The sequence below is a fragment of the Chitinophaga varians genome, from assembly GCF_014529945.1.
In the GTDB taxonomy this organism is placed as follows: domain Bacteria; phylum Bacteroidota; class Bacteroidia; order Chitinophagales; family Chitinophagaceae; genus Chitinophaga; species Chitinophaga varians.
This window is the reverse complement of record NZ_JACVFB010000005.1, coordinates 129,858-154,438: the sequence shown is the minus strand read 5'-3', so window position 1 is coordinate 154,438 and position 24,581 is coordinate 129,858. Positions and strand designations below refer to the sequence as shown.

Here is a 24,581-nt window from a genome sequence, read left to right as displayed (position 1 = left end):
TGATCGTGAATGGTGATTAAATGGTCCCGGAGGACCATTCGGATTAGTTATTAGCTGCTTCCAGTAATTTCTTACCTTTTTCGATAGCCTGCTCGATACCTCCTACAAGGTTGAAGGCTGCTTCAGGATATTCGTCCACTTCACCGTCCATGATCATGTTGAAACCACGGATAGTTTCTTCGATCGGTACCAGTACACCTTTCAGACCGGTAAACTGTTCTGCCACGTGGAAAGGCTGTGACAGGAAACGTTGCACACGACGGGCGCGGGAAACGGTCAGTTTATCTTCGTCGCTCAGCTCGTCCAGACCGAGGATGGCGATGATGTCCTGTAATTCTTTATAGCGCTGCAGGATTTGTTTCACACGTTGCGCACAGTTGTAGTGTGCTTCACCCACGATAGCCGGGGTGAGGATACGGGAAGTAGAATCCAGCGGGCTCACCGCAGGATAGATACCAAGGTCGGAGATCTTACGGTCCAATACGGTGGTAGCATCCAGGTGGGAGAAGGTAGTAGCCGGAGCAGGGTCGGTCAAGTCATCCGCAGGTACGTAAACCGCCTGTACGGAGGTAATTGAACCATTTTTGGTAGAGGTGATACGTTCCTGCATCAGACCCATTTCAGTGGCCAGGGTTGGCTGGTAACCTACCGCAGAAGGCATACGACCTAACAGTGCGGATACTTCGGAACCTGCCTGGGTGAAACGGAAGATGTTATCTACGAAGAACAGGATATCACGGCCGCCACCTGCAGAGCCATCACCATCACGGAAGTATTCCGCCAGGGTCAGACCGGACAGGGCCACACGTGCACGGGCTCCGGGAGGTTCGTTCATCTGACCGAACACGAAGGTAGCCTGTGACTGTTTCAGTAATTCTTTATCAACAGCGGTTACGTCCCAGTCACCATGTTCCATGGATTCTTTGAACTTGTCGCCATATTTTACGATGTTAGCTTCGATCATTTCACGCATCAGGTCATTCCCTTCACGGGTACGCTCACCCACGCCGGCGAATACGGACAGACCTTCGTAACCTTTCGCGATGTTGTTGATCAGCTCCTGGATCAATACGGTTTTACCTACACCCGCACCACCGAACAGACCGATTTTACCACCTTTGGCATAAGGCTCGATCAGGTCGATTACCTTAATACCGGTGAACAGTACTTCTGTGTCAGTAGCCAGATCTTCAAATTTAGGCGGCTGGCGGTGGATGGGATAACCATTGTCAGTGGCGATATCACCCAGACCGTCGATAGCCTCACCTACCACATTGAACAAACGTCCTTTCACCTGGTCGCCAATTGGCATTTTGATCGGCGCACCTTTATCCACTACGGCCATTCCGCGAACCATACCGTCAGTGGAGTCCATTGCCACGCAACGTACACTGTCTTCACCCAGGTGCTGTTGTACTTCCAATACTACTTTCTGACCATTTTCGCGGGTAATTTCCAATGCGTTGTAGATTTCGGGCAATTTGTCATCAAAGTGCACGTCCACCACGGGACCGATAATTTGTTTGATCTTACCTGTGTTAGGCATATTTTTAAAGAGGTTTATAAAATACTAAAAAGTTATTTCCTCAAAAACTGCTGCTACGCAACGGTTTCTAAAATTTGGCGCAAAGGTAATAGTAAATGGGGGAAAATCAAAAAGCTATTAAGGAAAAAAAACCTTTTTAATCCTCAATTGACGCGATGTTTTTAGTTGCTAACAGCTAAATTCCTGTCCAGACAACGCGGAATCTATCAAATATAGATTTTTCAACATTTATAACTTATCGTCCCTTTCTTCACTCCATCCCTCCTCCGTTCATATAAAAATAATGCGCTTTTCTTTTATTGCTAACTATTTTTAGCGATTCCTCACATATATCTGACTATAATATGAAGAAAATGAACAATGAACTGTCACGCCGCTCCTTTTTGGGCAACCTGTCCAAAGCGGGGCTGCTGGGCGTAACCGGCCTGTCGCCCCTGGCAGCCGGCGCTGTACGTAAAACCAACACCACCGGCACCACCACCGAAGAGCCCGCCCACGCCTTCCTTTGCAAACCTTACCTGCAAATGCCCGCCCCCGACACCATCGCTGTCATGTGGCTCACCTCCCGCCCCTGCTACAGCTGGGTAGAATATGGCACCGACGGTCAGCTCAACCAGAAGGCCCACCACGTTACAAAAGGACTGGTAGACGCCAACAACCGCCTCCACCGGATAGAACTGGCTCACCTGGAACCCGGCAAACAATACAGCTATCGCGTGCTGTCCAAAGAAATCACCGACTTCCAGCCGTATAAACTCACCTATGGCAACACCCTCACCAGCGATACCTATACTTTCACCGCTCCCGATACGGAAGCCAAAGAGGTATCCTGGCTCATGCTCAACGATATACACGACCGGCCAAAGTCCATCCCACACCTGATGGGACTGAATGGCAACGATCCATACGATTTTGTGTTCTTCAACGGTGATATGTTCGACTATCAGTCAAATGAACAACAGATCATCGACCACCTGCTGTCGCCCTGCGGTGATACCTTCTCCACCCGGAAACCTTTCATGTATGTAAGAGGCAACCACGAAACCCGTGGTAAATACGCCCGCGAATGGCATCAGTACTTCGACAACCCCAGTCACGGCAGCTACTTCGCTTTCACCTGGGGACCGGTACATACCATCGTGCTGGACACCGGAGAAGACAAAGAAGACAGCGCCCCGGTATATGCCGGTATCGCTGATTTCGACGGCTACCGCGAAGAACAGGCCCGCTGGCTGGAAAAACAACTGCAAAGCCCGGCTTATAAAAAAGCGAAACATAAAGTAGTGCTGATGCACATCCCGCACTACCATGGCGGCGACTGGCACGGCGCCTCCCATTGCCGCCAGCTCTTCGGCCCGTTGTTCAACAAATACAAGATTGACATCCTTGTATGCGGCCACACCCACACCTATGGCGTCCATGCGCCTGTTGCCGGCCAGCACAACTATCCGCTGATCATCGGTGGCGGCCCACAGGAAGGCAAACGCACCCTTATCAAAATAAAAGCGGACCAGAAGCAGCTCACACTCACCATGCTGCGCGATGACGGTACTAAAGTGGGGGAATATACTATTTAGTCATTTAGTCATTTTTTCATTTAGCTATTTAGCTATTTAGCTATTTTTTCATTTGAGGGATGCCGTGCTTCTCTCAAATGAAAAAATAGCTAAATGAAAAAATAATCCCATGTTGCTATTCCGCTTTTACCATGGTCAGTACTTTCAGCAACAGCCAGGCGCCCAGCGATGCCAGACAGATACCTGCCATCAGCAGCACATAATATTTCACCGTCCATTCGAGCGCCGTCTTCACGCGGGAATAAAAAGGAATACCTCTTTCTGCCGCACCTTCGTACATACTGAACTGTATCGTACAAAACTCATTCTCCTCATCGAAGTTGCCCAGTTCCACGCCCAGTTCCTGCAGCTGCCGTTCTACCTCTGCAATTTTTTCATGTAGCAGTATCCGTTCATCAATTTTTCCCTGCTGGGAAGTAAGGCCGTTCAGCGATTGCAGGTTCTTCTCCAGCGAAACCTTACTCGCATTGAGTTTCCGGTATTCGTTGGTCTTATCTACTTTGGTGATGCTGGTAGATTTTATGGTACCGATTTTCTGAATGGCATAATAACAGGAATCGAACTTTTCCGGCGCCACACCGATCATCAACCGGAGATCACGGTTGCCTTTGTTGCCAGATTCCTGCTGATACTGAATGACGGCGCCAAACTGACGAATGGTACCATGTAGCTGTTTTTCATCTTCCGTAAAACTGGTAGAACGGGAATGCACATAGGCTACTTTCTCATATTTCTGGTTGGAGGCTATTGGCGCAGCCTCTCCTTTCAGGATTTTTTTCTCTGAGGCATAGTTTTTCTGCTGCACCTGCGACAGAAAACTCTCGCTCTGTCCGATATTATCACTGCTGCGTGACTGCGTATAGCCGTATAGCAGGCGGAGCAGGAACATGGCCAGAAAAACAAGCACAAGCCAGATAAAAATACGTTTATACTTCAACGTTGGTAAAACAGGCATGGTACATATAGGTTTTTGGGTTAGAAAAATGTAGTCAAAAAATATGATTTGGGATGTTGGCAGTTAAACAAAATCTCACATTATAAAAAACATTCACAGAGCAATAATACACAATTCTTAAAACATTGTGTCAGTATAACTTAGATTAGGGTAAATAAATTGGAATCATTTTTGCCTGATAGTCGTTGTAACGCTCTATCTGCAGCAAAAAGCGTTATAAAAATTTTAACAATTTCGTTTAACATTTTGCCTTAATGACTAACTGCATTTAGACCGCGTTTGAAACACCAATCGACACCCAGTAAGTAGCAGATCATTGAAGTATAAAACCGGAACAAACAAAAGCCATTGAATCTCCGCAAAGTCTAATAACAGCGAAACCAATCAGGACTAAAAAACAGGAGTATGAACAGATTATTTAAAAACACAGGATTATCTCTTTTACTTATATCCTTCTTTTTGGGTAGTTGTGCAACTACCTATTCCGCCTACAGCCCGGGGCCACAAGTACAGGTGGGGGCTTCTATTTCTTTCTATGATGAATTGAGCCCTTATGGCCGCTGGACAAGTTATCCCGGCTACAACCAGGTATGGATACCGAATGCAGGACCAGACTTCCGTCCGTATTATACCGGCGGGCACTGGGTTTATTCCGATTACGGATGGACCTGGATGTCTGATTATTCCTGGGGATGGGCCGCCTTCCACTATGGCCGCTGGATGTTTGACGGCATGTATGGCTGGATGTGGATACCCGGTACTGAATGGGGTCCGGCGTGGGTAGACTGGAGAAGTGGAGGAGACTACTACGGATGGGCGCCGATGGGCCCTTCATCCTACAATATGCCGACTTCCTACTGGGCATTTGTTCCCAGAAGGTATATCGGCAGCCGGCAGATCAACAATTACTATATCAACAATAGCCGGAACGTAACAATCATCAATAACACAACTATCATCAACAATTATGGTAATGGTACCGGTTCCCGCAACAACTACAGCTCCGGCAGAATATCCAGAGGCCCTGATGTACGGGAAGTGGAACGTTATACCGGTAACAGCGTAAGACCTGTAAGAGTAGCCAATACCGACAGGCCCGGCACCGGCAGGATACAAAACGATCAGTTGCAGATTTTCCGTCCGGATGCTAACGCACTTAACCGGGGGGATGCCAGCAGGCCTTCCCGCAGCGTGTTAAATGGCAACAACGGTAATAACAACAACGGTAATAATAACAACGGTAATAATAACAGTGGTGGCCGTGTGTCCCGTGAACCGAATTTTAACAACAACGGCAACTTCAATAACGGTAATAATAACAACGGCAATAATAACGGCAATAACAACAGTGGTGGCCGTGTGTCCCGTGAACCGAACTTTAACAACAACGGCAACTTCAATAACGGTAATAACAACAATAATAATGGTAATAGTGTCAATCAGCCCGGATACAACCGCCCTTCAAGGGGAGTGACGCCGAATAATAACAATAATAATCCGCAGCAGATGCAACGTGACCAGCAATGGCAACAACAGCAACAGCAACAGCAACAACAACAGCAGCAGCGGGTACAACGCGAGCAACAGATGCAGCGCGACCAGCAATGGCAACGTGATCAGCAGAGACAACAGCAACAACAGGTAGAACAACAGCAACGGATGCAACGTGATCAGCAAATGCAGCAGATGCGTCAGCAGCAACAACAGCAACAGGAACAACAGCAAAGAGTACAACGGGAACAACAGATGCAGCGTGATCAGCAGATGAGACAACAGCAGCAACAAATGGAACAACAGCAACGGGCGCAGCGTGAGCAACAACAGCAGCAGATGCGTCAGCAGCAGCAGCAGCAACAACAACAGGAAAGGATGCAACGTCAGCAACAACAGCAACAGGAACAAATGCAGCGACAACAACAGCAGCAGCAGCAACAGCAACAACAGTCCCGCCCTTCCCGGGAATCTGGTGGTGGCGGCGGCAACAGCGGTGGCGGCGGCGAAAGAGTCAGAAGAGGCTAAAGGAGATTGTACACAAAACGATAAATCTGATTTTTAATTTTGAGAAAGGTTTCACCATTATGGGTGGAACCTTTCTGCATTAAGCGCAGTTCCAAAGGCTGGTGCCCTTCGTGATAAGGGGGCTGATAATAGGGCTCATCGAAAGTTTGATACCCTAGTCTTTCGTAAAAAACAATACGGCGTTTTGCCTGTTCCGTCAACGGTGGCTCTACTTCCAATACCAGATTACCGAAACGTTTTTCCAGTTCTTCCATAATATGGGTACCGATACCGCCGCCTCTGGCAGAGGCATGGACGGCCAGATATTCTACAAAGGTATAATCCGGTAAAGGCCAGTAACATACAAATCCGGCGAATACTCCATCCTTTTCCAGCTGCAGGACCTTCAACTTGCCGCTGTCCAGCAATGACAACACTACCGGCCAATCCCTTCTTTCTTCGTAGGGAAAAGCTTCTTCATACAGTTCTTTTATTGCCGGCCCGGGAGTATTTACCTGTTGTAATGTAATCATGTACCAAAGTTAAGGATTCTTCGGGGGAGAGGGCACGCATTCAAACGGGTCGGGATTATTAGCTGGCGCGGGCTTGCCGGCAGCCCAACAGAAGTTCATGGGCTGGCTGGTGACACTCACCAGTTTCACGTTTACCTTACTGCCTTTACGGCTGTTGGAAGCCGCCACGCTGCGTTCACTTTTTTCGGGGATATTGTTGATGGTATATTGTTCTGTTTTGAAGACTTCATCGTTGTTGCGCATATACTGCACCGTTACCACTACATTGTCTATCGGGTATTCCGTTTGATTACGGACGATGATGCTGAGATTTTTGATACCACCGAGGAAGCCGGTGCGGTAGTCGCTGGCAGCAACGGTGATAAACTGTTGCCAGTTGCGGCGGTAATAGGCGCGTCTTTCTACAAACTGCCCGGCCACCCGTTGTTGAACAGCCTGGCGGTCATCTATCTGGCGACTTACATTGTTGCTTTGTTCCACACTTTTGCGCAGGTCCCGGTTTTCATTCCATAAACGTTGGTTTTCCGTGAGCACCCTGCGGACTTCCGTCTGCTGCCGGCAATAGCCTAAGGCCAGAATAATGGTAAAGATACAGAGTATGAGGGGGAGGATATAGTTTCGCTTCATAAGATATCAGCAGAAAAAATAATGCCAACGGCTGTTTTTCTTATTTTTGCGCAAATTTGCACAAATAGTATCCATGGAATTGATTTTAGTTGACAATGCCCAAAAGGCGGCGGCGTTTCTAGCAGTACACATCAGGCTAAACAAGGACGTACCTGGATGGATCAGACCACTGGACAAGGATATTGAAGCTGTTTTTGACCCCGGGAAGAACAAAGCGTTCCGTCATGGGGAGTGTGCCCGGTGGATCATGAAAGACAAACAGGGAAACCTGATTGGCAGAGTGGCCGCATTTGTAAATAAGAAGTATACCAATAAAGGGGATAAAGTAAAGGTAGGCGGTATGGGCTTCTTTGACTGTATCGATCAACAGGAAGCTGCCAACCTGTTATTTGACACCGCCAAAAAATGGTTACAGGAAAGAGGGATGGAGGCTATGGACGGCCCCATCAACTTTGGAGAACGTAACAACTGGTGGGGGCTGGTGACCGAAGGTTACCACGAACCTTTATACGGCATGAATTTCAATCCGCCGTATTATGTTCGTCTGTTTGAAACTTACGGTTTTAAACTGTTCTTCAACCAGATCTGCTACGATATGCATATCTATGAAGAACTGTCTGACAAGTTCTACTCCCGCCATGCGGCCGTTAGCCAGGACCCGGATTACTCTGCACGACATATTAAGAAGAACCAGCTGGAAAAGTTTGCCGGGGACTTCAGCATCATCTATAATAAGGCGTGGGCCCAACATGCCGGTGGCAAAGAAATGAGCAAAGGGCAGGCGCTGAGCCTTTTCAATCAAATGAAACCATTAATGGACGAAAAGGTGGCCTGGTTTGCCTATTATAAAGATGAACCAATAGCCATGTGGCTCAATTTGCCCGACCTGAACCAGTATGTAAAACACATGAATGGGAAAATGGGCTTATGGGGCAAACTGATCTTCCTCTGGATGAAACTGACCAAACAATGCCATAAGATAGTGGGTATCATTTTCGGCATTGTACCGGAGTTCCAGGGCAAGGGAGTAGACGCTTATATTATTTTGGAAGGCGCTAAAGTGATACAACGCAAAAGCATGCCTTACAATCAGTATGAGATGCAATGGATTGGTGATTTCAACCCCCGTATGCTGAATGTGGCGACCAGCCTGGGTGCTGAGCCTTCCAGAATACTGACTACCTATCGTTGTATGTTTGACCCTAACGTACCGGTAGAAAGACATCCGATTTTAAAATAACGTTATCCGTTAACAGCATAGCCCGGCACCATCTGGTAGCCGGGCTTTTTTATTTCAAAAATCCGCATGACAACTTTACGGCTTTCTTTTGCTGTATACCCGCCACAGTCTGGCCTTTTCAGGCATCATATCAATATCCGATATCCCGCAGCAGGACAATAAATACCTGAATATTGGCTATATTTAAATCCCTTTTGCAGTGGCTATCGTATTTTAACCTGATGTTTTGTTATGACCAACTTATATCCTGCAAGTCCGGGGATTAAAGATCCCGCGGTCTTTCAGCCCACGGCAGCGTTTAGGCTACAGATAGTAAAGGTGATCGGCTTTATATTGCTCTTTTTTCTGTTGTATGCAATCGTTTTACTAACAGCCATAGCGTTGGGTGCGGCTTTCATAACAGCCGGCATCGCACTGACCGGCTATTATCCCAATATCTTTACGTTTATTGCCGGCCCGGCATTGATCATACTGGGAGGCCTGACGTTGTTTTTCCTTGTGCGGTTTCTCTTTTACCGGCGCCCGCCGGTAAACCCTTATCGTGCGCTGATAGACGCCGATCATCATCCGCGGTTATTTGACTTTATATCGAAGCTGGTAAAAGAAACCCGTATCCGTTTTCCGGAGAAAGTGTTTGTGGTGCCCGAGGTGAATGTTTCCGTTTTTTACAACTCCAGCTTTTTCAATTTGCTGTGGCCTGCGCGGATGAACCTGGAGATCGGACTGGGATTGGTGAACAGTGTCAATATCAGCGAATTCAAAATGATACTGGCGCAGGAGTTTGCTCATTTTTCGAGGCGTAGCATGAAGCTGGGCAGTTACGTTTATGTACTGAATAAGGTATTGTACAATATGTTGTATGAGAACGACAGTTGGAACGACCTTGCCATACGGTGGAGCAGCAATGGCAGCCTTCCCGGATTTTTTGCGCATGTCACCACGATGCTGGTGAACAGTATACAGTTTTTATTACGCAAACTTTATCGGCTTATCAACCGGCAATACCTTGAGCTAAGCCGGGAGATGGAGTTCCAGGCAGATATGCTGGCCGTGTCGCTGGCTGGCACGGCGGCGGCCATTAGTGGCGGCCGCCGGGTGGAAATGGGTACTTATTGCCTTGATCACTGCATGCATAAGCTGTCTGAGCTGGAAACCAGCGGGCAACAGTTCCGGAATATCTTCGATACACATCGTGCCGTCATAAATTATTACGCCCGGCAGAACTGCCTGGATACCGATACCGCAGGGTTACCGGTTATCCCCGACAGTTATTTCCACTCTTTTCTGAAAAGCCGGGTACAGCTCCGGGAGCAATGGACCTCGCATCCTACCAGGGAAGACCGGGAACAGCGCTATGTTGCCGCCGGCATTTCCTGTGAGCAGGCCACTTCCAGCGCCTGGCAATTATTCAATAACCCCGAGCTGTTACAGGTGCAAAGCACCCGGCAGGTGTATGATGTCCTGTCGCCGGGTTTTATGGGCGAAACGATCACCCCGGCTGAATTTGTAGCAGAGCTGACCCACCGGCACCGGTTATACGAATATCCTGCCGCCTTCCATGATTATTATGATAACCGGGCATTTACCGCTATTAATACGGAAGATGAACGGGCCCTGTCAGCAACCGCTGTTACGAACATGGCGCAGTTGTATCATCCGGACATTGTATGGCGGATCCGTAGTTTCTACCGCGACAAGCAGGATGTAGAAACGTTGCACGCCATCGCTATCGGGCAATTCCAGACCCGTACGTTTGAATTTGACGGGCAACCTCAAAGGGCTTCCGATGCCCGGGAGCTGGCCCGGAAGCTGGCCGGGCATGTAGCCACCGAACAGGACTGGCTGCAACAGCACGACCAGCAGGCCTATTTATATCATTATCAGCGTGCTTTGGCCAAAGGGCCTGACACCGTCCGGTTGCTGACCACGCAGTACCAGCATATACTGATGCACCAGGAATTTGCCAATCGGCTGAACGATCAGGTGGTGCGGGTTATCCACGCTATCAGCCAGGTGTTTAATGTAGGGCATGACACCCTTCCCCTGCTGGGGCCCTGGATGGAGGAGTTGCGGGCCGAATGCTGGCGGTTCCGCCGGTTGCTGCATGAAGTCACCGCCTCTCCGGGATATACCAGTTGTCTTTCGCCGGAGCTGTATGACAAAGTGCAGCGGTTTGCCGCACAGGACTGTATTTTTATGCAGGACCAGGTACCGGATTACGCCGCCTTGCAGGAGTTGCACGACATTATTTCTTCCGTGATGGAACAATACAACAACAGCAATGTGCTGCTACGGAAATCTTTTCTGGAGTTTTTGTTGACCATGGAGCCGGAAGCCTAGGCTGAAAGCCGCGCCGGTGGCTTCTATTTTTCTCTTACTGAATTTGTGCGTATTTTCGACGCTCGCGAAAGCGTTGCAGTCATATGGAGAATTTTATCGTTTCAGCCCGTAAATACCGTCCACAGAACTTTTCAACAGTTGTAGGACAAGCACATATCACCACCACGCTCAAGAATGCCATCCGCAATAATCAGCTGGCGCACGCTTTCCTGTTCTGCGGACCACGTGGAGTAGGGAAGACCACCTGTGCCCGTATCCTGGCTAAAACCATTAACTGCGAGAACCTGCAGCCCGATGGGGAGGCCTGTAATGAATGTCATTCCTGTAAATCCTTCAACGAAGGCAGTTCCTTCAACATTCATGAGCTGGATGCCGCCTCCAACAACTCGGTAGACGATATCCGGACGCTGGTAGAGCAGGTACGTTTTTCGCCACAGGCCGGCAAATACAAGATCTATATCATAGATGAGGTGCACATGCTGAGTTCATCTGCCTTTAATGCGTTCCTGAAAACGCTGGAGGAGCCGCCTTCCTATGCGATCTTTATTTTGGCTACCACGGAGAAACACAAAATATTACCAACCATCCTGAGCCGGTGTCAGATATTCGATTTCAAGCGTATTACCATACAGGACACGGTAGACCATCTGAAAGAGATCTGTGAGAAGGAACATATCCAGGCTGATGGCGACGCCCTCCATCTGGTAGCCCAGAAAACGGACGGTTGTATGCGTGACTCCCTGAGTACGCTGGACAAAATCGTGAGTTTTACCAGTGGCCATCTGACCTATCAGAATACCCTGGAACACCTGAACATCCTGGACTATGATTATTTCTTCCGGATTATGGACACCGTGTTACAGCAGGATGTGGCCACTGCCCTGTTAATATTTGATGAAATTTTACAGAAAGGATTTGAAGGAGACAACTTCCTGAACGGCTGGGCCGAATTCCTGCGCAACCTGTTGCTCAGCAAAGAGGAAAAAGCCTTTCATCTGGTAGAAGTGTCGGGCAATCTGAAAGACCGCTATAAACAATTGTCGGGCAAGATCAGTCCCGCTTACCTGATCACTTCCCTTCATCTGCTCAACGATACGGAGATCAACTACCGGTTGGCCCGTAACAAGCGCCTGCATGTGGAAATGGCGCTGATCAAGCTCTGTTACCTGCAGCAGGCCGTTAGCCTGGTGAGTGACGACAATAACGGGGAGGTATTAAAAAAAAAGGTAGTAGCTGATGGTACGCCGCCACAACGATTAAGAGCCGGCACACAGCCTATAGCCGCCAAACCGGCCACTACAGCCAGCATCGCGGCCCAGTCGCCCGAAACTGCCCGGCTGACAGTAGACAGTACTCCTGCTATTCCCGCGTCCCCGCAGCCGGCCACGGGCAATCCCGCCGGACAAACAGCCAGTCCTGCCGCCAGTAGCAACGGCATGCAGGCAGGAAGCCCTGCCGGCAGCCCCTCCACCGGAAATACCGCTATCAATAATAACAATCATCCGGCCGTACCAGCCCAGACCGCCACGGCCGCCCCTTCCGCCGGTACCGCGCCAGCAACCGGTAATGGTACCGCTACCGCAGGTAGTCAACCTGATACCGCCAAAACCGCTGCGCCGGCAAGCAAGCTCACCGGTTTGGCCGCCATGAAAGAAGCGTTGGCAGCCAGGCAGCAGACCAGCGCGCATGTACAGAGCATCCCGCTGACAGCCGGAGCACTGGAAGTTCATTGGGAGGAGTTCATTGAGCGGTTCCGTCAGGCCAATAAGATGACCGTAGTGAGCAATCTGGCACTGGCCGTATTGAAATTGCTGGGAGCGACCGAGATTGGCATTGTGAGCCGCAACATTGTGCAGCACCGGTTCATGGAAGAGGAGAAAATGGCGATTTCCGAGTTTTTCAAGCAGAAATTCAACAATCCGACCCTGGTACTGACCCTTCAGCTGGACGAGAGCCAGCAGGTGCAGGACCTGGGACCGGCACCACTTTCCAGCAGGGAGCAGTTCCAGCATATGTCGGAAAAATATCCGCTGGTAAAAGAGTTAAAAGACAGACTAAATATGGAGCTCGATTTTTAATTGAGATTCACTTATTATATCTTAACGATCATTAGACATTTTTAAACCGTTTAGCATTCCTTCTTTGCGTTTTTGCGCAAAAACATGTAGGTTTGAGCAAAATTTTTAATAAACACTATGGCAGAAGTTATCAGAATGCCCCTCCTGAGTGATACGATGACGGAAGGGGTGATTGCGGAATGGCATAAAAAGGTGGGCGATCAAGTAAAGGCAGACGATGTTATTGCTGAAGTGGAGACGGACAAGGCGACGATGGAAGTAATAGGCTACGTAGAGGGCACGTTACTGTACATTGGTGTGGAAAAAGGCAAAGCAGCCAAAGTGAATGGTATTATCGCCATTGTAGGTAAACCAGGCGAAGATTATAAACCATTGCTGGAAGGAAATTCCGGCGCTACCGCTGCGGCACCTGCCCAGCAAGCCGCTGCACCGGCACCACAAGCTGCACCGGCCGCCGCTGCCCCTGCTGCTGATGATGCTGCATTAAAAGAAGCACTGAAAAATGCAACTGTTATCCGTATGCCGCTGCTGAGCGATACGATGACAGAAGGAAAAATAGTTGCCTGGAATAAAAAAGTAGGCGACGTCGTAAAAAGCGACGATGTACTGGCAGAAGTAGAAACCGACAAAGCCACCATGGAAGTGATAGGTTATGCGGACGGAACACTGCTGTATGTTGGCGTTAAAGAAGGAGAAGCTGCCAAAGTAAATGGCATCATCGCTATCGTCGGTAAACCGGGCACTAATGTGGACGTGATCCTCGCCGGCGAAAACGCTGCTCCTGCCCAGGCCGCTCCTGCTGAAGCTGCTGCTCCCGCTGCCACCAGCGCGGCGGCTGCCACCGCACCTGCTGCCGCCACTTCCTCCGATGGTCGTGTAAAAGCCTCCCCGCTGGCCCGGAAACTGGCTGCCGAAAAAGGTATCGATATCAACCAGGTTGCTGGTTCCGGTGATAATGGCCGTATCGTGAAGAAAGATGTGGACAACTTCGTTCCATCTGCTGCTCCTGCCGCCAAAACCAGCGCTGCTGCACCAGCTGCGCCAGCCTTCGTACCTGCCGGCCAGGAAGGTTACACCGATACGCCGCTCTCTCAGATGCGTAAGGTGATCGCCAAACGCCTGAGCGAAAGCAAATTTACCGCTCCTCACTTCTATCTGAAGATAGACGTGAACATGGATAAAGCCATGGACGCCCGTAAAGCCATCAACGAGATGTCTCCGGTGAAAATCTCCTTCAATGACATGGTGATCAAGGCCTGCGCCCTGGCACTGCGTCAGCATCCGGATGTGAACAGCAGCTGGATGGGCGACTTTATCCGTCATAACCAACATGTACACATCGGTTCCGCTGTAGCGATCGAAGACGGCCTGATTGTACCGGTAATCCGTTTTGCAGACCAGAAATCACTGAGCCAGATCGCTGGTGAAGCCAAAGGCCTGTACGACAAAGCCAAAAACAAAAAACTGCAACCGCAGGACTTCACCGGTAACACCTTCACCGTGTCCAACCTCGGTATGCTGGGCATCGACGAATTCACCGCTATCATCAACCCGCCGGATTCCGCTATCCTCGCTGTAGGTGGCATTAAAGAAACCGCCATCGTTGAAAAAGGCCAGGTGAAAATCGCCAATATCATGAAACTGACCCTCAGCTGCGACCACAGAAGCGTGGACGGAGCCGTAGGCGCCCGTTTCCTGGCTACCCTGAAGACTTACCTGGAAAATCCGGTAACCATGCTGGTGTAGTACCCAACGCGAATTTGTTTATTATGAATAATGGAGCCCGAAGTTATCGCTTCGGGCTTTTTTTATGTCCCAGGGCTAAAGCCCTGGGCTACGATGAGTTCTTCAGGCTTATTAGGAGGCCGTTTTTCTTTAGTTATCGGGTAGCGCCAGAGGAGAATACAGCCGGGCAGATAAGGGCGCTCTTATCATTGGAAAGATAAAAGTCTGTCAACTCATTGGTATAATAGCTTCCTTCAACAGAAGCAGCCCACCACAGAAAGGACGCTCCCATCTCCCAAAATATAAAAACATACAATAGCCCGTGAACTTATTGCAGAACAGGTTTCCCCAACAGAAGCTGCCCGCCACAGAAAGGGCCCTCCCATCTCCCGAAATATAAAAACATACAATAGCCCGTGAACTTATTGCAGAACAGGTTTCCCCGACAGAAGCAGCCCACCACAGAAAGGGCGCTCCCATCTCCCGAAATATAAAAACATACAATAGCCGTGAACTCTTTGCAGAACAGGTCTCCCCAACAGAAGCAGCCCGCCACAGAAAGGACCCTCCCATCTCCAGAAATATAAAAACATAGATAACCCGTGAATTCATTGCAGAACAGGTTTCCCAAAACGAAGCAGCCCGCCACAGAAAGGGCGCTCCCATCTCCAGAAACACCACTATTCTTCCTGAAAATGCCACCCCGGTGTCATCTCCGGATATTTTGTTTCATTAACTTTTGAAAGTTCAAAAACTTGGTGTATTTTTGGGTTCAACAAATCGACCTACATGAACTTAGTGGATGCAAAAGCGCAGTTTATTCAAACCTGGGGATCTCTGGGAGCACAATGGGGCATCAACCGCACCATGGCCCAGATCCATGCGTTATTGCTGGTGATGCCTGACCCGTTGAGCGCTGATGATATTATGGCGGAACTGAATATTTCCCGTGGTAATACCAATATGAATGTGCGGGAGCTGATCAATTGGGGGCTGGTAGAGCGTGTACTGATTCCGGGTGAACGAAAAGAGTTTTTCGTAGCAGAAAAAGATATCTGGAAAGTAGCCACTTATATTGCGCGGGAGCGGAAAAAGAGAGAGCTGGACCCCATTATGAAGGTACTGCTGCAACTGCAACAGGCAGAAGGAGATCCCAAAGACAGAGAGCTGAAAGCCTTCAAAGATTCCATCTCCAATATCAACAAGTTTGCCCAGCAAACAGACAGAACTATCAGCGCCTTCATTAAATCGGAAGAGAGCTGGTTTTACAGCAGCCTGCTTAAGCTTATCAAGTAGGCTTATTTTTTTGTTATTATATTTCAATATTTACTGAAAGTTCTGAATAATAAAAATAAAAAAATGAAAGACAAGCGCATCATCATAGCCGGCGGCAGTGGGTTTATCGGGCATGGCCTTGTGGAATATTTTGGAAACGACAACGACATCGTGATCCTGAGCCGCAGGCCGAAACCGGCCGGCGGACGGGTGCAATACCTAACCTGGGACGGCCGTACACGCGGCGACTGGGCTACCGCCCTGGAAGGTGCCGACCTGCTGATCAACCTGACCGGCAAGAGTGTGAACTGCCGTTACAATGAACAAAACCGGGAGGCCATATTTAGCAGTCGCACGGACGCCACGCGTATTCTCGGCGCCGTGATACAAACGCTGGAAAAGCCGCCCCGGTTGTGGGTTAACGCGGCCAGCGCCACCATCTATCGTCACGCAGAAGACCGCCCGATGGACGAATTCAGCGGCGAAATAGCCGATGACTTTTCCGTTCAGGTGTGCAAACGCTGGGAAGCCGCTTTTAATGAGATAACGTTGCCGCATACACGTAAAGCAATTCTACGTATAGGCGTCACCTTGGGATGGCAGCCCGGTGGTGTCATGCAGCCTTACCTGAACCTGGTGAAATTCGGGCTGGGCGGGCATCAGGGCAACGGCCGGCAGATGTTTACCTGGGTACACATCAACGATGTATGCCGCATGATAGACTGGCTGTATGAAAATGACAAGACTAACGGCGTATATAACTGTACCTCCCCTAACCCTATACCTAACCGCACTTTTATGCGGCTGCTCCGAAAAAAAGCCGGTCATTTGTTCGGCCTGCCGGCACCAGCGCCATTATTGCGCATCGGGGCAGCCCTTATTGGCACAGAAACGGAACTATTGCTCAAAAGCAGGTGGGTATTGCCCACCCGCGCCCGGCAGGAGGGCTTTGTTTTTCAGTATCCGGCCCTCGATGCCGCCTTCTCCGATATTCTGGCCCATATGCCCCGAAGCGCTTATCACTTGTTTTGAAATTCGTACCTTAGGCATATGGAAACCACCAACGATAAGAAACTGACAGTCGTATTGGGCGCATCGCCTAATCCGGAAAGATACAGCTACCTGGCGGTTAACCGGCTGACCGCCCACGGGCATCCGGTAGTCGCTATCGGTAAAAGAGCCGCCACTATCGGAGAGGTGCCGGTGATCACCGAACATCCACCGCTGGAACATGTAGACACCGTGACATTGTATATGAACCCGATATTACAAAAGGAGTATTACGACTATATATTACAGCTGCAGCCCCGGCGCATTATTTTTAATCCTGGTGCTGAAAACGAGGAGCTGGAAGCGTTAGCGCGGCAAAACAACATCCTGCCGCAGGAAGCCTGTACCCTGGTGTTGTTGAGCACCGGACAGTATTAATCCGTTAGCGTACCTCTCCTGAAAAAATTTTATGAGAAGCTGTTGGCAAATAACTAGCAGCTTTTCGTATATTCGATAAATATAGATTAGCCGTTTAACCCCCCAATGGACTGATTCCATCTTGTTGACCCAAATAGCTTGGCATTACTTCATTTGGCTGGCATTATCCCATCTGACACAGTTGCATATTCACCCTTTAATATATATTTTATGCAATGGAGAAGATTTAATGGAGAGGTTATCCACCTTCCGATCAAGGAAGAAGTGCGTCAGGCCATTATCCGGGAAACCGCCCGGGGCTATCGCCTGAAAGTATGTATAGGCACCGATTCCCAGGTAAAAGGACTGGATACGGAATTTGCTACAGTGATCGTATTCCTCCGGGAAGGTCATGGCGGATTTATGTTTATCCACAATGAAAAAACCAAGGACTGCTATTCCATCAAAGAGCGTATGCTGGTGGAAGTGGCCAAAAGTATTGAGATCGCGTATGAATTGTGCGACCTGTTTACTGAATATGACGTAGACATGGAAGTACATGCTGACATCAATACGAATCCCCAGTTCAAAAGTAATCTGGCACTGCGGGAAGCCATGGGCTACATCCTTGGTATGGGCTTCGCCTTTAAAGCTAAGCCGGAGGCCTTCGCCAGCAGCAGCTGCGCCAATAAGATCGTAAATTAAGCAAGGCCCCAACCCTGTAAGTAGTTTGTACCTTCCTCAAATTTTGACGTGTGCTGCACGTCGGGTGATTTTCTCCCCCTAATCCAACCGTTTTTACCTCCTGTTTACCATCCATCCACCCCATAAAAAAGCCTAACGTTATTGGATAAACGTCAGGCCCGGAATGTTTTGTTATGTAGTGGCTCAGGCGATAGCCCTGAACTGTGCGTTTAATTCTTCGATGTAGCCGAGGATTGCGTCGCGACCGGATTTTTTCACGGTAGAAGTGACGAAGTGGGCCGGCAGAAACTCCCAGGTTTCCCGCATTTTATTCAGGAATGCCTTCACGTTGCGGCTCACTTCCGCCTGCGTGCTTTTATCAGCTTTTGTGAACACGAGGCTGAAGGGCACATTCCATTCACCCAGCTGGTTCACAAAATCGATATCAATTTTCTGTGGGCTATGACGGCTGTCGATCAATATGAAGATGGTGACCAGATTGGTCCTTTTGCGCAGGTAATCTTCAATCATTCTCTCCCACTGTTTGCGCTGCGACATACTTCTTTTGGCGAAACCGTATCCGGGGAGGTCCACCAGGTACCATTCCTTGTTGACCAGAAAATGGTTGATCATCACCGTTTTTCCGGGCGTACCGGATGTTTTGGCCAGTTTTTCATTATTGGCCAGTATATTGATCAGGGAAGACTTACCCACATTAGACCGGCCGATAAAAGCATATTCCGGCATGTTCGGTGTGGGGCATTTCTCCCAGTCGGGGCTGCTGATCAGATATTCTGCAGATTTAATAACCATGATATTATGTTGTTCCATTAAAAATCCCGCATCTTCCTGTTTGCATTCCTTCAGATGACGTAACTTTGCGGCCATGTCAGCGAATACAAACGTCCAGAAGATCGTACCCTTTGAAGGGTCAAAATTAAGCAAGAAGGAGCAGATAGCATCCATGTTTGATGATATTGCCTATCGGTATGATTTCCTTAACCATTTTATGTCGCTGGGAATTGATGTGATCTGGCGCCGGAAAGCCCTGAAATACCTGAAAAGCCTGCAACCTAAAAAAATGCTGGACGTGGCCACCGGAACCGGTGATTTTGCCGTGATGGCCGAAAAAAAGCTGCATCCCGAAAGTATCACCGGCATTGATATCTCCGAAGGCATGCTGTCTCACGGACGGGAAAAGATCAAAAAACTGGGGCTGGAGCATAAAATCACCCTGCAGTTGGGCGATAGTGAGACAATAAGTTTTGCGGATGAGACGTTTGATGCCATAACAGTGGCCTTCGGCGTCCGTAATTTCGAAAACCTCGAAAAAGGGTTGGCAGAAATGCGGCGGGTGCTGAAACCAGGTGGAAAACTGGTGATTCTTGAATTCTCGAACCCGACAGTTTTTCCCATTAAACAATTATATAATTCGTATTTTCGTCTGATCGTACCCCTGATCGGGAAATTTGTGGCCAAAAGCAAAGCGGCCTACAGTTATCTGCCAGAATCTGTGAAAGCGTTCCCGCAGGGCGAAGAAATGCGAACCATATTACTTAACACAGGATTCCCGGCCGTTACATGCAAAACGCTCACTTTCGGCATATGTTCTATCTACTGCGCTACGCGCTGATATCCCTGTTGCTCCTGTTTGTGCTACCGGCAACAGCACAAACCAACCTGAATATGATAGATCATGATGCAAAACCCTATTATTTTGGCATTACACTGGCCGCCAACCAGTCTTTTTTCAAGCTGAAGCACTCTACCGCCTTTCTGGCCGATGATTCGACCATGATTGCGGAGCCGTTGAAAACAATGGGGTTCAACCTGGGACTGCTCGCTAATGCCCGCCTGTCGGAGCATTTCGACCTTCGTTTTAATCCTCAGCTACTTTTTGCCTCCAAAAACCTGTATTATCGTGATACCTATCCCAAACCGGAGAGTACCGATAAAAAGATAGAATCCATCCTGCTAAGCTTTCCTTTACAGCTGAAGTTCAAATCGGACCGTATCGGCAACATGCGGGTATACGTTATCGGCGGCCTGAAATACGATTACGACCTGGCCTCCAACGCACGCGCCCGCCGGGCAGAAAACCTGATCAAAATACAGAAAAGCGATTATGGTTATGAGGCAGGCGCCGGCTTCGAATTTTACTTTGAAAGCTTCATTTTCTCCCCCGAATTCAAGATCAGCAATGGTTTTGGCAATGTGCTGGTTAAAGACCCGAACCTGCGTTATGCCAATGTCATCGACAAACTACAGTCACGGATGATTGTATTTTCCATCCACCTGGAAGGATAAGCATTTTTCCTTTGCATAACCCCGGTGTGAACTATCTTTGTAACCATGCAACAATATCTTATCAGGAATATCGCTGTGGTCAATGAAGGCACGACCACCGTACAGGACGTATGGATTAAAGACAGCCGCATCGCCAAAATGGGCCCAAACCTCACCGTGAACGGCCATTACGAAGAAATCAACGGTGAAGGTAAATACCTCCTGCCCGGTGTAATCGATGACCAGGTGCACTTCCGGGAACCAGGCCTCACCGAAAAAGCCACCATCTACACCGAAGCCCGTGCTGCCGTGGCCGGCGGTACCACCAGCTTCATGGAAATGCCCAATACCAAACCCGCCGCTCTTACACAGGAACTGCTGGAAGACAAATATGATATTGCCAGTCAGCATTCCCTCGCCAACTACTCCTTCTTTATGGGCGTATCTAACGATAACACCGAAGAAGTACTGAAAACCAACGCCAAAAAAGACCGCGTATGCGGGGTGAAAATATTCATGGGATCATCCACCGGCAACATGCTGGTAGATAATTTCCTGACACTGGAAAAAATATTCTCCGAAACAGAACTGCTGATCGCGACCCACTGCGAAGATGAAAAAATCATCCGTGCCAACATGGAAGCGTTCAAACAGGAGAAAGGCGATCACCTGACCGCCGCTGACCATCCGCTGATCCGCAGTGTGGAAGCCTGTTTCGAATCATCCTGGACAGCCGTGCAGTTTGCCAAAAAACACGATGCACGCCTGCATATCCTCCATATCTCCACCGCCAAGGAGCTGCAACTGTTCACCAACATGATGCCGCTGGCACAGAAACGCATCACGGCCGAAGTGTGTGTACATCACCTTCACTTCACATCCGACGACTATAAACTGTACAGCAATCTGATCAAATGCAACCCTGCTATCAAAGCACCGGAAAATAAAGCCGCGCTGTGGCAGGGCCTCCTCGACGACCGGCTGGACATCATCGCCACTGACCACGCCCCGCACACCTGGGCAGAAAAACAACAGGCTTATCAGCAGGCCCCGTCAGGCGTACCACTGGTGCAACACAGCCTGCTGCTGATGCTGGAATACGTGAAAAAAGGCGCCCTCAGCATTGAAAAAGTAGCCGAGAAAATGAGCCATGCTCCCGCCATCTGCTTCCGTATCAAAGAAAGAGGCTTCCTCAAAGAAGGATACTATGCCGACTGTGTGATCGTGGACATGCACGACAAAACACCTGTAGCCAAAGAAAACATCTACTATAAATGCGGCTGGAGCCCGTTTGAAGGCCATACCTTCCCGGCTGCCATCACCCATACGTTTGTAAGCGGTCACCTCGCTTATGCAAACGGCCAGTTCAATGAATCTACCAAAGGACACCGCCTCCATTTCGAGATGTAGTTATTTTGATATTTAGATATTTATGCTGCGTATGCCTGGCTTATCTTTTGTGGCCAGGCTACCTGGAATAAATATCTAAATGTCTAAATATCAAAATATATAAATTGGCGTATGGAAAATCCTGATGATCGCATCTTCCCTATATATTAATCAAAATAATATTGCATGCAGCTGGACAAAACATCCTATTACGACCTTTCCATTTTCAACCGTGACGAAGAATTTTCTTTGTTCCACCGGTTGGACTTCACCACCACTGCAGGCGGAAGAGATCATCTGCGCCAGCTTTTCAGCTCTCCTTTACAGGATATCCAGGCAATCGAGCAACGGCAGAAAGCCCTGCAATATATTCTCGAACTGGAAGACAGCTGGCCTTCCATCATATCCAATGGCACCATCGTAGTAGTGGAAAATTACATGGAAGCCCAGATAGAACCCATTTCCAGCACGGAGGGCCTTCCACTGCGATTACAGGCGATCATCAATAAAACACTGTATGCGCCTGACTTTGGCTTCATTAAATTTTCGTTTACCCAGCTCGTCAATCTGCTTCGCGGTTTCCGCACTTTTGTAGACGTATTCAACTCCGACAACACCCCTAAAGTGCTGAAAATATTGCTGGACAGGGCACAGCACCTGTTGCACAAACCAGAATTCAATGAGATCCTTGAACTGGACGCCACAGGGAAAATGAATTTTGTGGAAATCCTCCGGTATGATAACTATATCCGGAGAAGGCACAGAAAAGTGGTGGAAGAACTGGTGACCCTCTATCAGCAGCTGGACGCTTATTATGCCATGGCCAAAGCCATGAAACATTACAAGCTGCAGTTCCCTACGTTCACTAACAGCGCCCGGCCGGCCGTGAGAGCCAAACAACTATATCATATCATTTTACAGGAGCCGGTAGCCTATGATGTAACGCTGGACGAAAACAACCACTTTATGTTCCTCACCGGCGCCAACATGGCCGGTAAAACCACCTTCATCAGAGCCGTAGGTATCTCCGTTTTCATGGCACATATAGGCATGGGCGTGCCTGCACAACAAATGGAACTCAGTTTCTTCCATGGCATTGTCAGCAATATTCAGGTACAGGACAATATCTTCAAAGGAGAAAGTTATTTCTATAGTGAAGTACAACGCATCAAAAACACCATCATTCAGATCAACAATGGCAAAAACTGGTTGGTGCTGATCGATGAAATGTTCAAAGGCACCAACGTAGAAGACGCCAAAAACTGTTCCCTGGCGGTTATCCGGGGATTATTGCGTAGCTCCAACTGTCTTTTTATCCTTTCCACACATCTGTATGAAGTAGTAGAAGAACTGCGGGGAGAGTCCAAAATATTGTTTAAATATTTTGAATCTGAAGTGATTGAGGACGACCTTCATTTTACCTATCTGCTGAAGGATGGTATCGCCAAGGAGAAAATCGGTTATCTGATTCTCAGGCGGGAAAAGGTTTTGGACCTGCTGGAACAAATCCATTGAGCACGTTCATTGAGCACGTTCATGGGCACGCAAAGGCGCAAAGCAGCAAAGGCGCAAAGAAATTTTTGATATATAATGGCGACGTGTATTGCCAGGACTGAAGTCCCGGGCTACACTGAAGTCCCGGGTCACGCATATACCTTTGGTGTGATAGAGCGTGCGATTTTCATCGGCATTTCTATCATCATATTTTTCCAGGGCGTATAAGGCAGTATTTTCCAGAACTGTTTGCTCATCCACTGCTTAAATCTGGTATTGGGCACAAACCAGTCGGCGCCCGTAGCCAGGTCCTGGCAGCGCTTTACAAATGGCCGCATGGTTGTTTCGTAATGGTAAAAAGCCTTTTGATAGTCGCCATTTGCTTCATAAAGTTCCCCTGCAAGAATATAGGCGCCGATAAACGCCATACTGGTGCCCATTCCCGCCATTGGCGATGCGCAATGCGCCGCGTCGCCCACGAGTGCCACGCGTCCGTTGGACCAACTGTCCATTTTAATCTGACTGATAGCATCAAAATAAAAATCGGGCGCTGTATCCATCATTTCCAGCAACTGGGGCACCTGCCATGATTCGCCGGCAAATTTTTTACGGATGATCGCTTTTTGTTGTTCCACATCGCGGTGGTCGTAATGCAACGGTTCCGATGAAAAGTAAAAAGAAGCCCGGGCCTCTTTGCCTTCACAGGCACCGAAAACGCCTACACGTTTTCCGAGCGATCCATAATACAGGCCGTCCATGCCCACATTCATGAAATTGGGCGTGGTGAAGATGGCGAGGTATAATCCCAGATGGGAAACGTATTTGTTTTCTTCCCCAAACGCGATAGCGCGCACTTTAGAATGTACACCATCTGCCCCGATAACAAGGTCATAGCGGGCAGACCGGCTATGGCGGAAGGTAACATCCACGCCGGTTTCATCCTGTGACAAGGCGGTAATGGAGTCATTAAAAATATAATTGACCTGCGCACGGGTTGCTTCATATATCACCTTCACCAGATCGCCGCGCATAATTTCCAGTTCACCGCTGGTGAAGCCATCGGGGAAACGGGCGATGGTACGGTTGTTTTCATCTACCATCCGGATTTTTCCTGATCTTGTTTCATAGCGACGAATTTCTTCCATCAGTCCCATTTGTTCAATAATAGGTAACACTGCCCCGCGGAAGTCCACCGCATAGCCACCCGGCCGGATGGCCGGCGCCTGTTCCACGATCGTTACGTCGAAGCCAAATTTATGCAGCCAGAAGGCCAGTGCCGGGCCTGCCACGCTGGCCCCGGATATCAGTACGGTCTTTGTTTTCATGTTGTAAAAGTATCCTTGTCAGCAGCGCCGGACAACGGTCTTCAGGCTAAACCATCTCTGACTACCGGTAAACAGCAGGAATGGGCCGGTAGAAGTCTTTTT

General features: G+C 48.9%; 21 protein-coding genes. 14 read left to right on the top strand and 7 right to left on the bottom strand.

From position 1 onward, the window contains the following. Positions 1-43: 43 nt before the first annotated feature. Positions 44-1,546, bottom strand: a complete 1,503-nt coding sequence (gene atpD, locus ICL55_RS24130; RefSeq protein WP_188102281.1) for a F0F1 ATP synthase subunit beta — start codon at positions 1,544-1,546, stop codon at positions 44-46. A 344-nt stretch (positions 1,547-1,890) separates the two neighbouring features. On the opposite strand from atpD, the gene ICL55_RS24125 reads away from it, so the two are divergent. Then, positions 1,891-3,123 (top strand): purple acid phosphatase family protein, encoded by a 1,233-nt coding sequence (locus ICL55_RS24125; protein ID WP_223151580.1) that lies wholly within the window; start codon positions 1,891-1,893, stop codon positions 3,121-3,123. A 115-nt stretch (positions 3,124-3,238) separates the two neighbouring features. Here ICL55_RS24125 and ICL55_RS24120 read toward each other — a convergent pair whose 3' ends face one another. Further along, positions 3,239-4,078: a DUF4349 domain-containing protein gene (locus tag ICL55_RS24120; protein WP_188102279.1), complete on the bottom strand. Its 840-nt coding sequence runs from the start codon at positions 4,076-4,078 to the stop codon at positions 3,239-3,241. Positions 4,079-4,483: 405 nt separating this feature from the next. Here ICL55_RS24120 and ICL55_RS24115 point away from each other — a divergent pair, with 405 nt between their 5' ends. Next, a complete protein-coding gene (locus tag ICL55_RS24115) occupies positions 4,484-6,097 on the top strand; it encodes a DUF6600 domain-containing protein (protein WP_188102277.1) in 1,614 nt (537 codons plus the stop codon). Here the strand turns inward: ICL55_RS24115 and ICL55_RS24110 are convergent. Beyond that, positions 6,094-6,609: a GNAT family N-acetyltransferase gene (locus ICL55_RS24110; RefSeq protein WP_188102275.1), complete on the bottom strand. Its 516-nt coding sequence runs from the start codon at positions 6,607-6,609 to the stop codon at positions 6,094-6,096. The genes ICL55_RS24115 and ICL55_RS24110 overlap by 4 nt on opposite strands. A gap of 9 nt (positions 6,610-6,618) precedes the next feature. After that, positions 6,619-7,236: a hypothetical protein gene (locus ICL55_RS24105; protein ID WP_188102273.1), complete on the bottom strand. Its 618-nt coding sequence runs from the start codon at positions 7,234-7,236 to the stop codon at positions 6,619-6,621. A 73-nt stretch (positions 7,237-7,309) separates the two neighbouring features. Here ICL55_RS24105 and ICL55_RS24100 point away from each other — a divergent pair, with 73 nt between their 5' ends. From ICL55_RS24100 to ICL55_RS24085, 4 genes are all read left to right on the top strand, one after another. After that, positions 7,310-8,476, top strand: a complete 1,167-nt coding sequence (locus ICL55_RS24100; protein WP_188102271.1) for a hypothetical protein — start codon at positions 7,310-7,312, stop codon at positions 8,474-8,476. Between the two features lie 231 nt (positions 8,477-8,707). After that, positions 8,708-10,816, top strand: a complete 2,109-nt coding sequence (locus ICL55_RS24095) for a M48 family metallopeptidase (protein WP_188102269.1) — start codon at positions 8,708-8,710, stop codon at positions 10,814-10,816. Between the two features lie 83 nt (positions 10,817-10,899). Beyond that, positions 10,900-12,894: a DNA polymerase III subunit gamma/tau gene (locus ICL55_RS24090; RefSeq protein WP_188102267.1), complete on the top strand. Its 1,995-nt coding sequence runs from the start codon at positions 10,900-10,902 to the stop codon at positions 12,892-12,894. A gap of 117 nt (positions 12,895-13,011) precedes the next feature. Continuing rightward, the gene (locus ICL55_RS24085; RefSeq protein WP_188102266.1) at positions 13,012-14,640 is read left to right on the top strand and encodes a pyruvate dehydrogenase complex dihydrolipoamide acetyltransferase; all 1,629 of its coding nucleotides are present in this window, start codon (positions 13,012-13,014) and stop codon (positions 14,638-14,640) included. Between the two features lie 133 nt (positions 14,641-14,773). Here ICL55_RS24085 and ICL55_RS24080 read toward each other — a convergent pair whose 3' ends face one another. Then, on the bottom strand, positions 14,774-14,911 hold the full coding sequence (locus tag ICL55_RS24080) for a hypothetical protein (RefSeq protein ID WP_188102263.1): 138 nt from the start codon (positions 14,909-14,911) through the stop codon (positions 14,774-14,776). Positions 14,912-15,408: 497 nt separating this feature from the next. Here ICL55_RS24080 and ICL55_RS24075 point away from each other — a divergent pair, with 497 nt between their 5' ends. The 4 genes from ICL55_RS24075 to ICL55_RS24060 all read left to right on the top strand — a co-directional run bounded on the left by ICL55_RS24075 (position 15,409) and on the right by ICL55_RS24060 (position 18,006). Continuing rightward, the gene (locus tag ICL55_RS24075) at positions 15,409-15,915 is read left to right on the top strand and encodes a GbsR/MarR family transcriptional regulator (RefSeq protein ID WP_168870107.1); all 507 of its coding nucleotides are present in this window, start codon (positions 15,409-15,411) and stop codon (positions 15,913-15,915) included. A gap of 63 nt (positions 15,916-15,978) precedes the next feature. Beyond that, the gene (locus tag ICL55_RS24070; protein ID WP_188102260.1) at positions 15,979-16,926 is read left to right on the top strand and encodes a TIGR01777 family oxidoreductase; all 948 of its coding nucleotides are present in this window, start codon (positions 15,979-15,981) and stop codon (positions 16,924-16,926) included. 18 nt (positions 16,927-16,944) lie between these two features. Beyond that, on the top strand, positions 16,945-17,322 hold the full coding sequence (locus ICL55_RS24065) for a CoA-binding protein (RefSeq protein WP_188102257.1): 378 nt from the start codon (positions 16,945-16,947) through the stop codon (positions 17,320-17,322). 210 nt (positions 17,323-17,532) lie between these two features. Beyond that, on the top strand, positions 17,533-18,006 hold the full coding sequence (locus ICL55_RS24060; protein WP_188102255.1) for a ribonuclease H-like YkuK family protein: 474 nt from the start codon (positions 17,533-17,535) through the stop codon (positions 18,004-18,006). Positions 18,007-18,189: 183 nt separating this feature from the next. Here ICL55_RS24060 and yihA read toward each other — a convergent pair whose 3' ends face one another. Further along, positions 18,190-18,798, bottom strand: a complete 609-nt coding sequence (gene yihA, locus ICL55_RS24055) for a ribosome biogenesis GTP-binding protein YihA/YsxC (protein ID WP_223151579.1) — start codon at positions 18,796-18,798, stop codon at positions 18,190-18,192. 73 nt (positions 18,799-18,871) lie between these two features. Here yihA and ubiE point away from each other — a divergent pair, with 73 nt between their 5' ends. From ubiE to ICL55_RS24035, 4 genes are all read left to right on the top strand, one after another. Next, entirely contained in the window at positions 18,872-19,618 is a 747-nt protein-coding gene (gene ubiE, locus ICL55_RS24050; RefSeq protein ID WP_188102252.1) for a bifunctional demethylmenaquinone methyltransferase/2-methoxy-6-polyprenyl-1,4-benzoquinol methylase UbiE, read from the top strand. Further along, on the top strand, positions 19,591-20,292 hold the full coding sequence (gene porT, locus ICL55_RS24045) for a type IX secretion/gliding motility protein PorT/SprT (RefSeq protein WP_188102249.1): 702 nt from the start codon (positions 19,591-19,593) through the stop codon (positions 20,290-20,292). The genes ubiE and porT overlap by 28 nt, the downstream gene beginning before the upstream one ends. Before the next feature lie 45 nt (positions 20,293-20,337). Then, entirely contained in the window at positions 20,338-21,681 is a 1,344-nt protein-coding gene (locus ICL55_RS24040) for a dihydroorotase (RefSeq protein ID WP_188102246.1), read from the top strand. 165 nt (positions 21,682-21,846) lie between these two features. Next, the gene (locus ICL55_RS24035; RefSeq protein WP_188102244.1) at positions 21,847-23,175 is read left to right on the top strand and encodes a MutS-related protein; all 1,329 of its coding nucleotides are present in this window, start codon (positions 21,847-21,849) and stop codon (positions 23,173-23,175) included. Between the two features lie 128 nt (positions 23,176-23,303). Here ICL55_RS24035 and ICL55_RS24030 read toward each other — a convergent pair whose 3' ends face one another. Then, positions 23,304-24,479: an FAD-dependent monooxygenase gene (locus ICL55_RS24030; RefSeq protein ID WP_188102241.1), complete on the bottom strand. Its 1,176-nt coding sequence runs from the start codon at positions 24,477-24,479 to the stop codon at positions 23,304-23,306. Positions 24,480-24,581 lie beyond the last annotated feature (102 nt).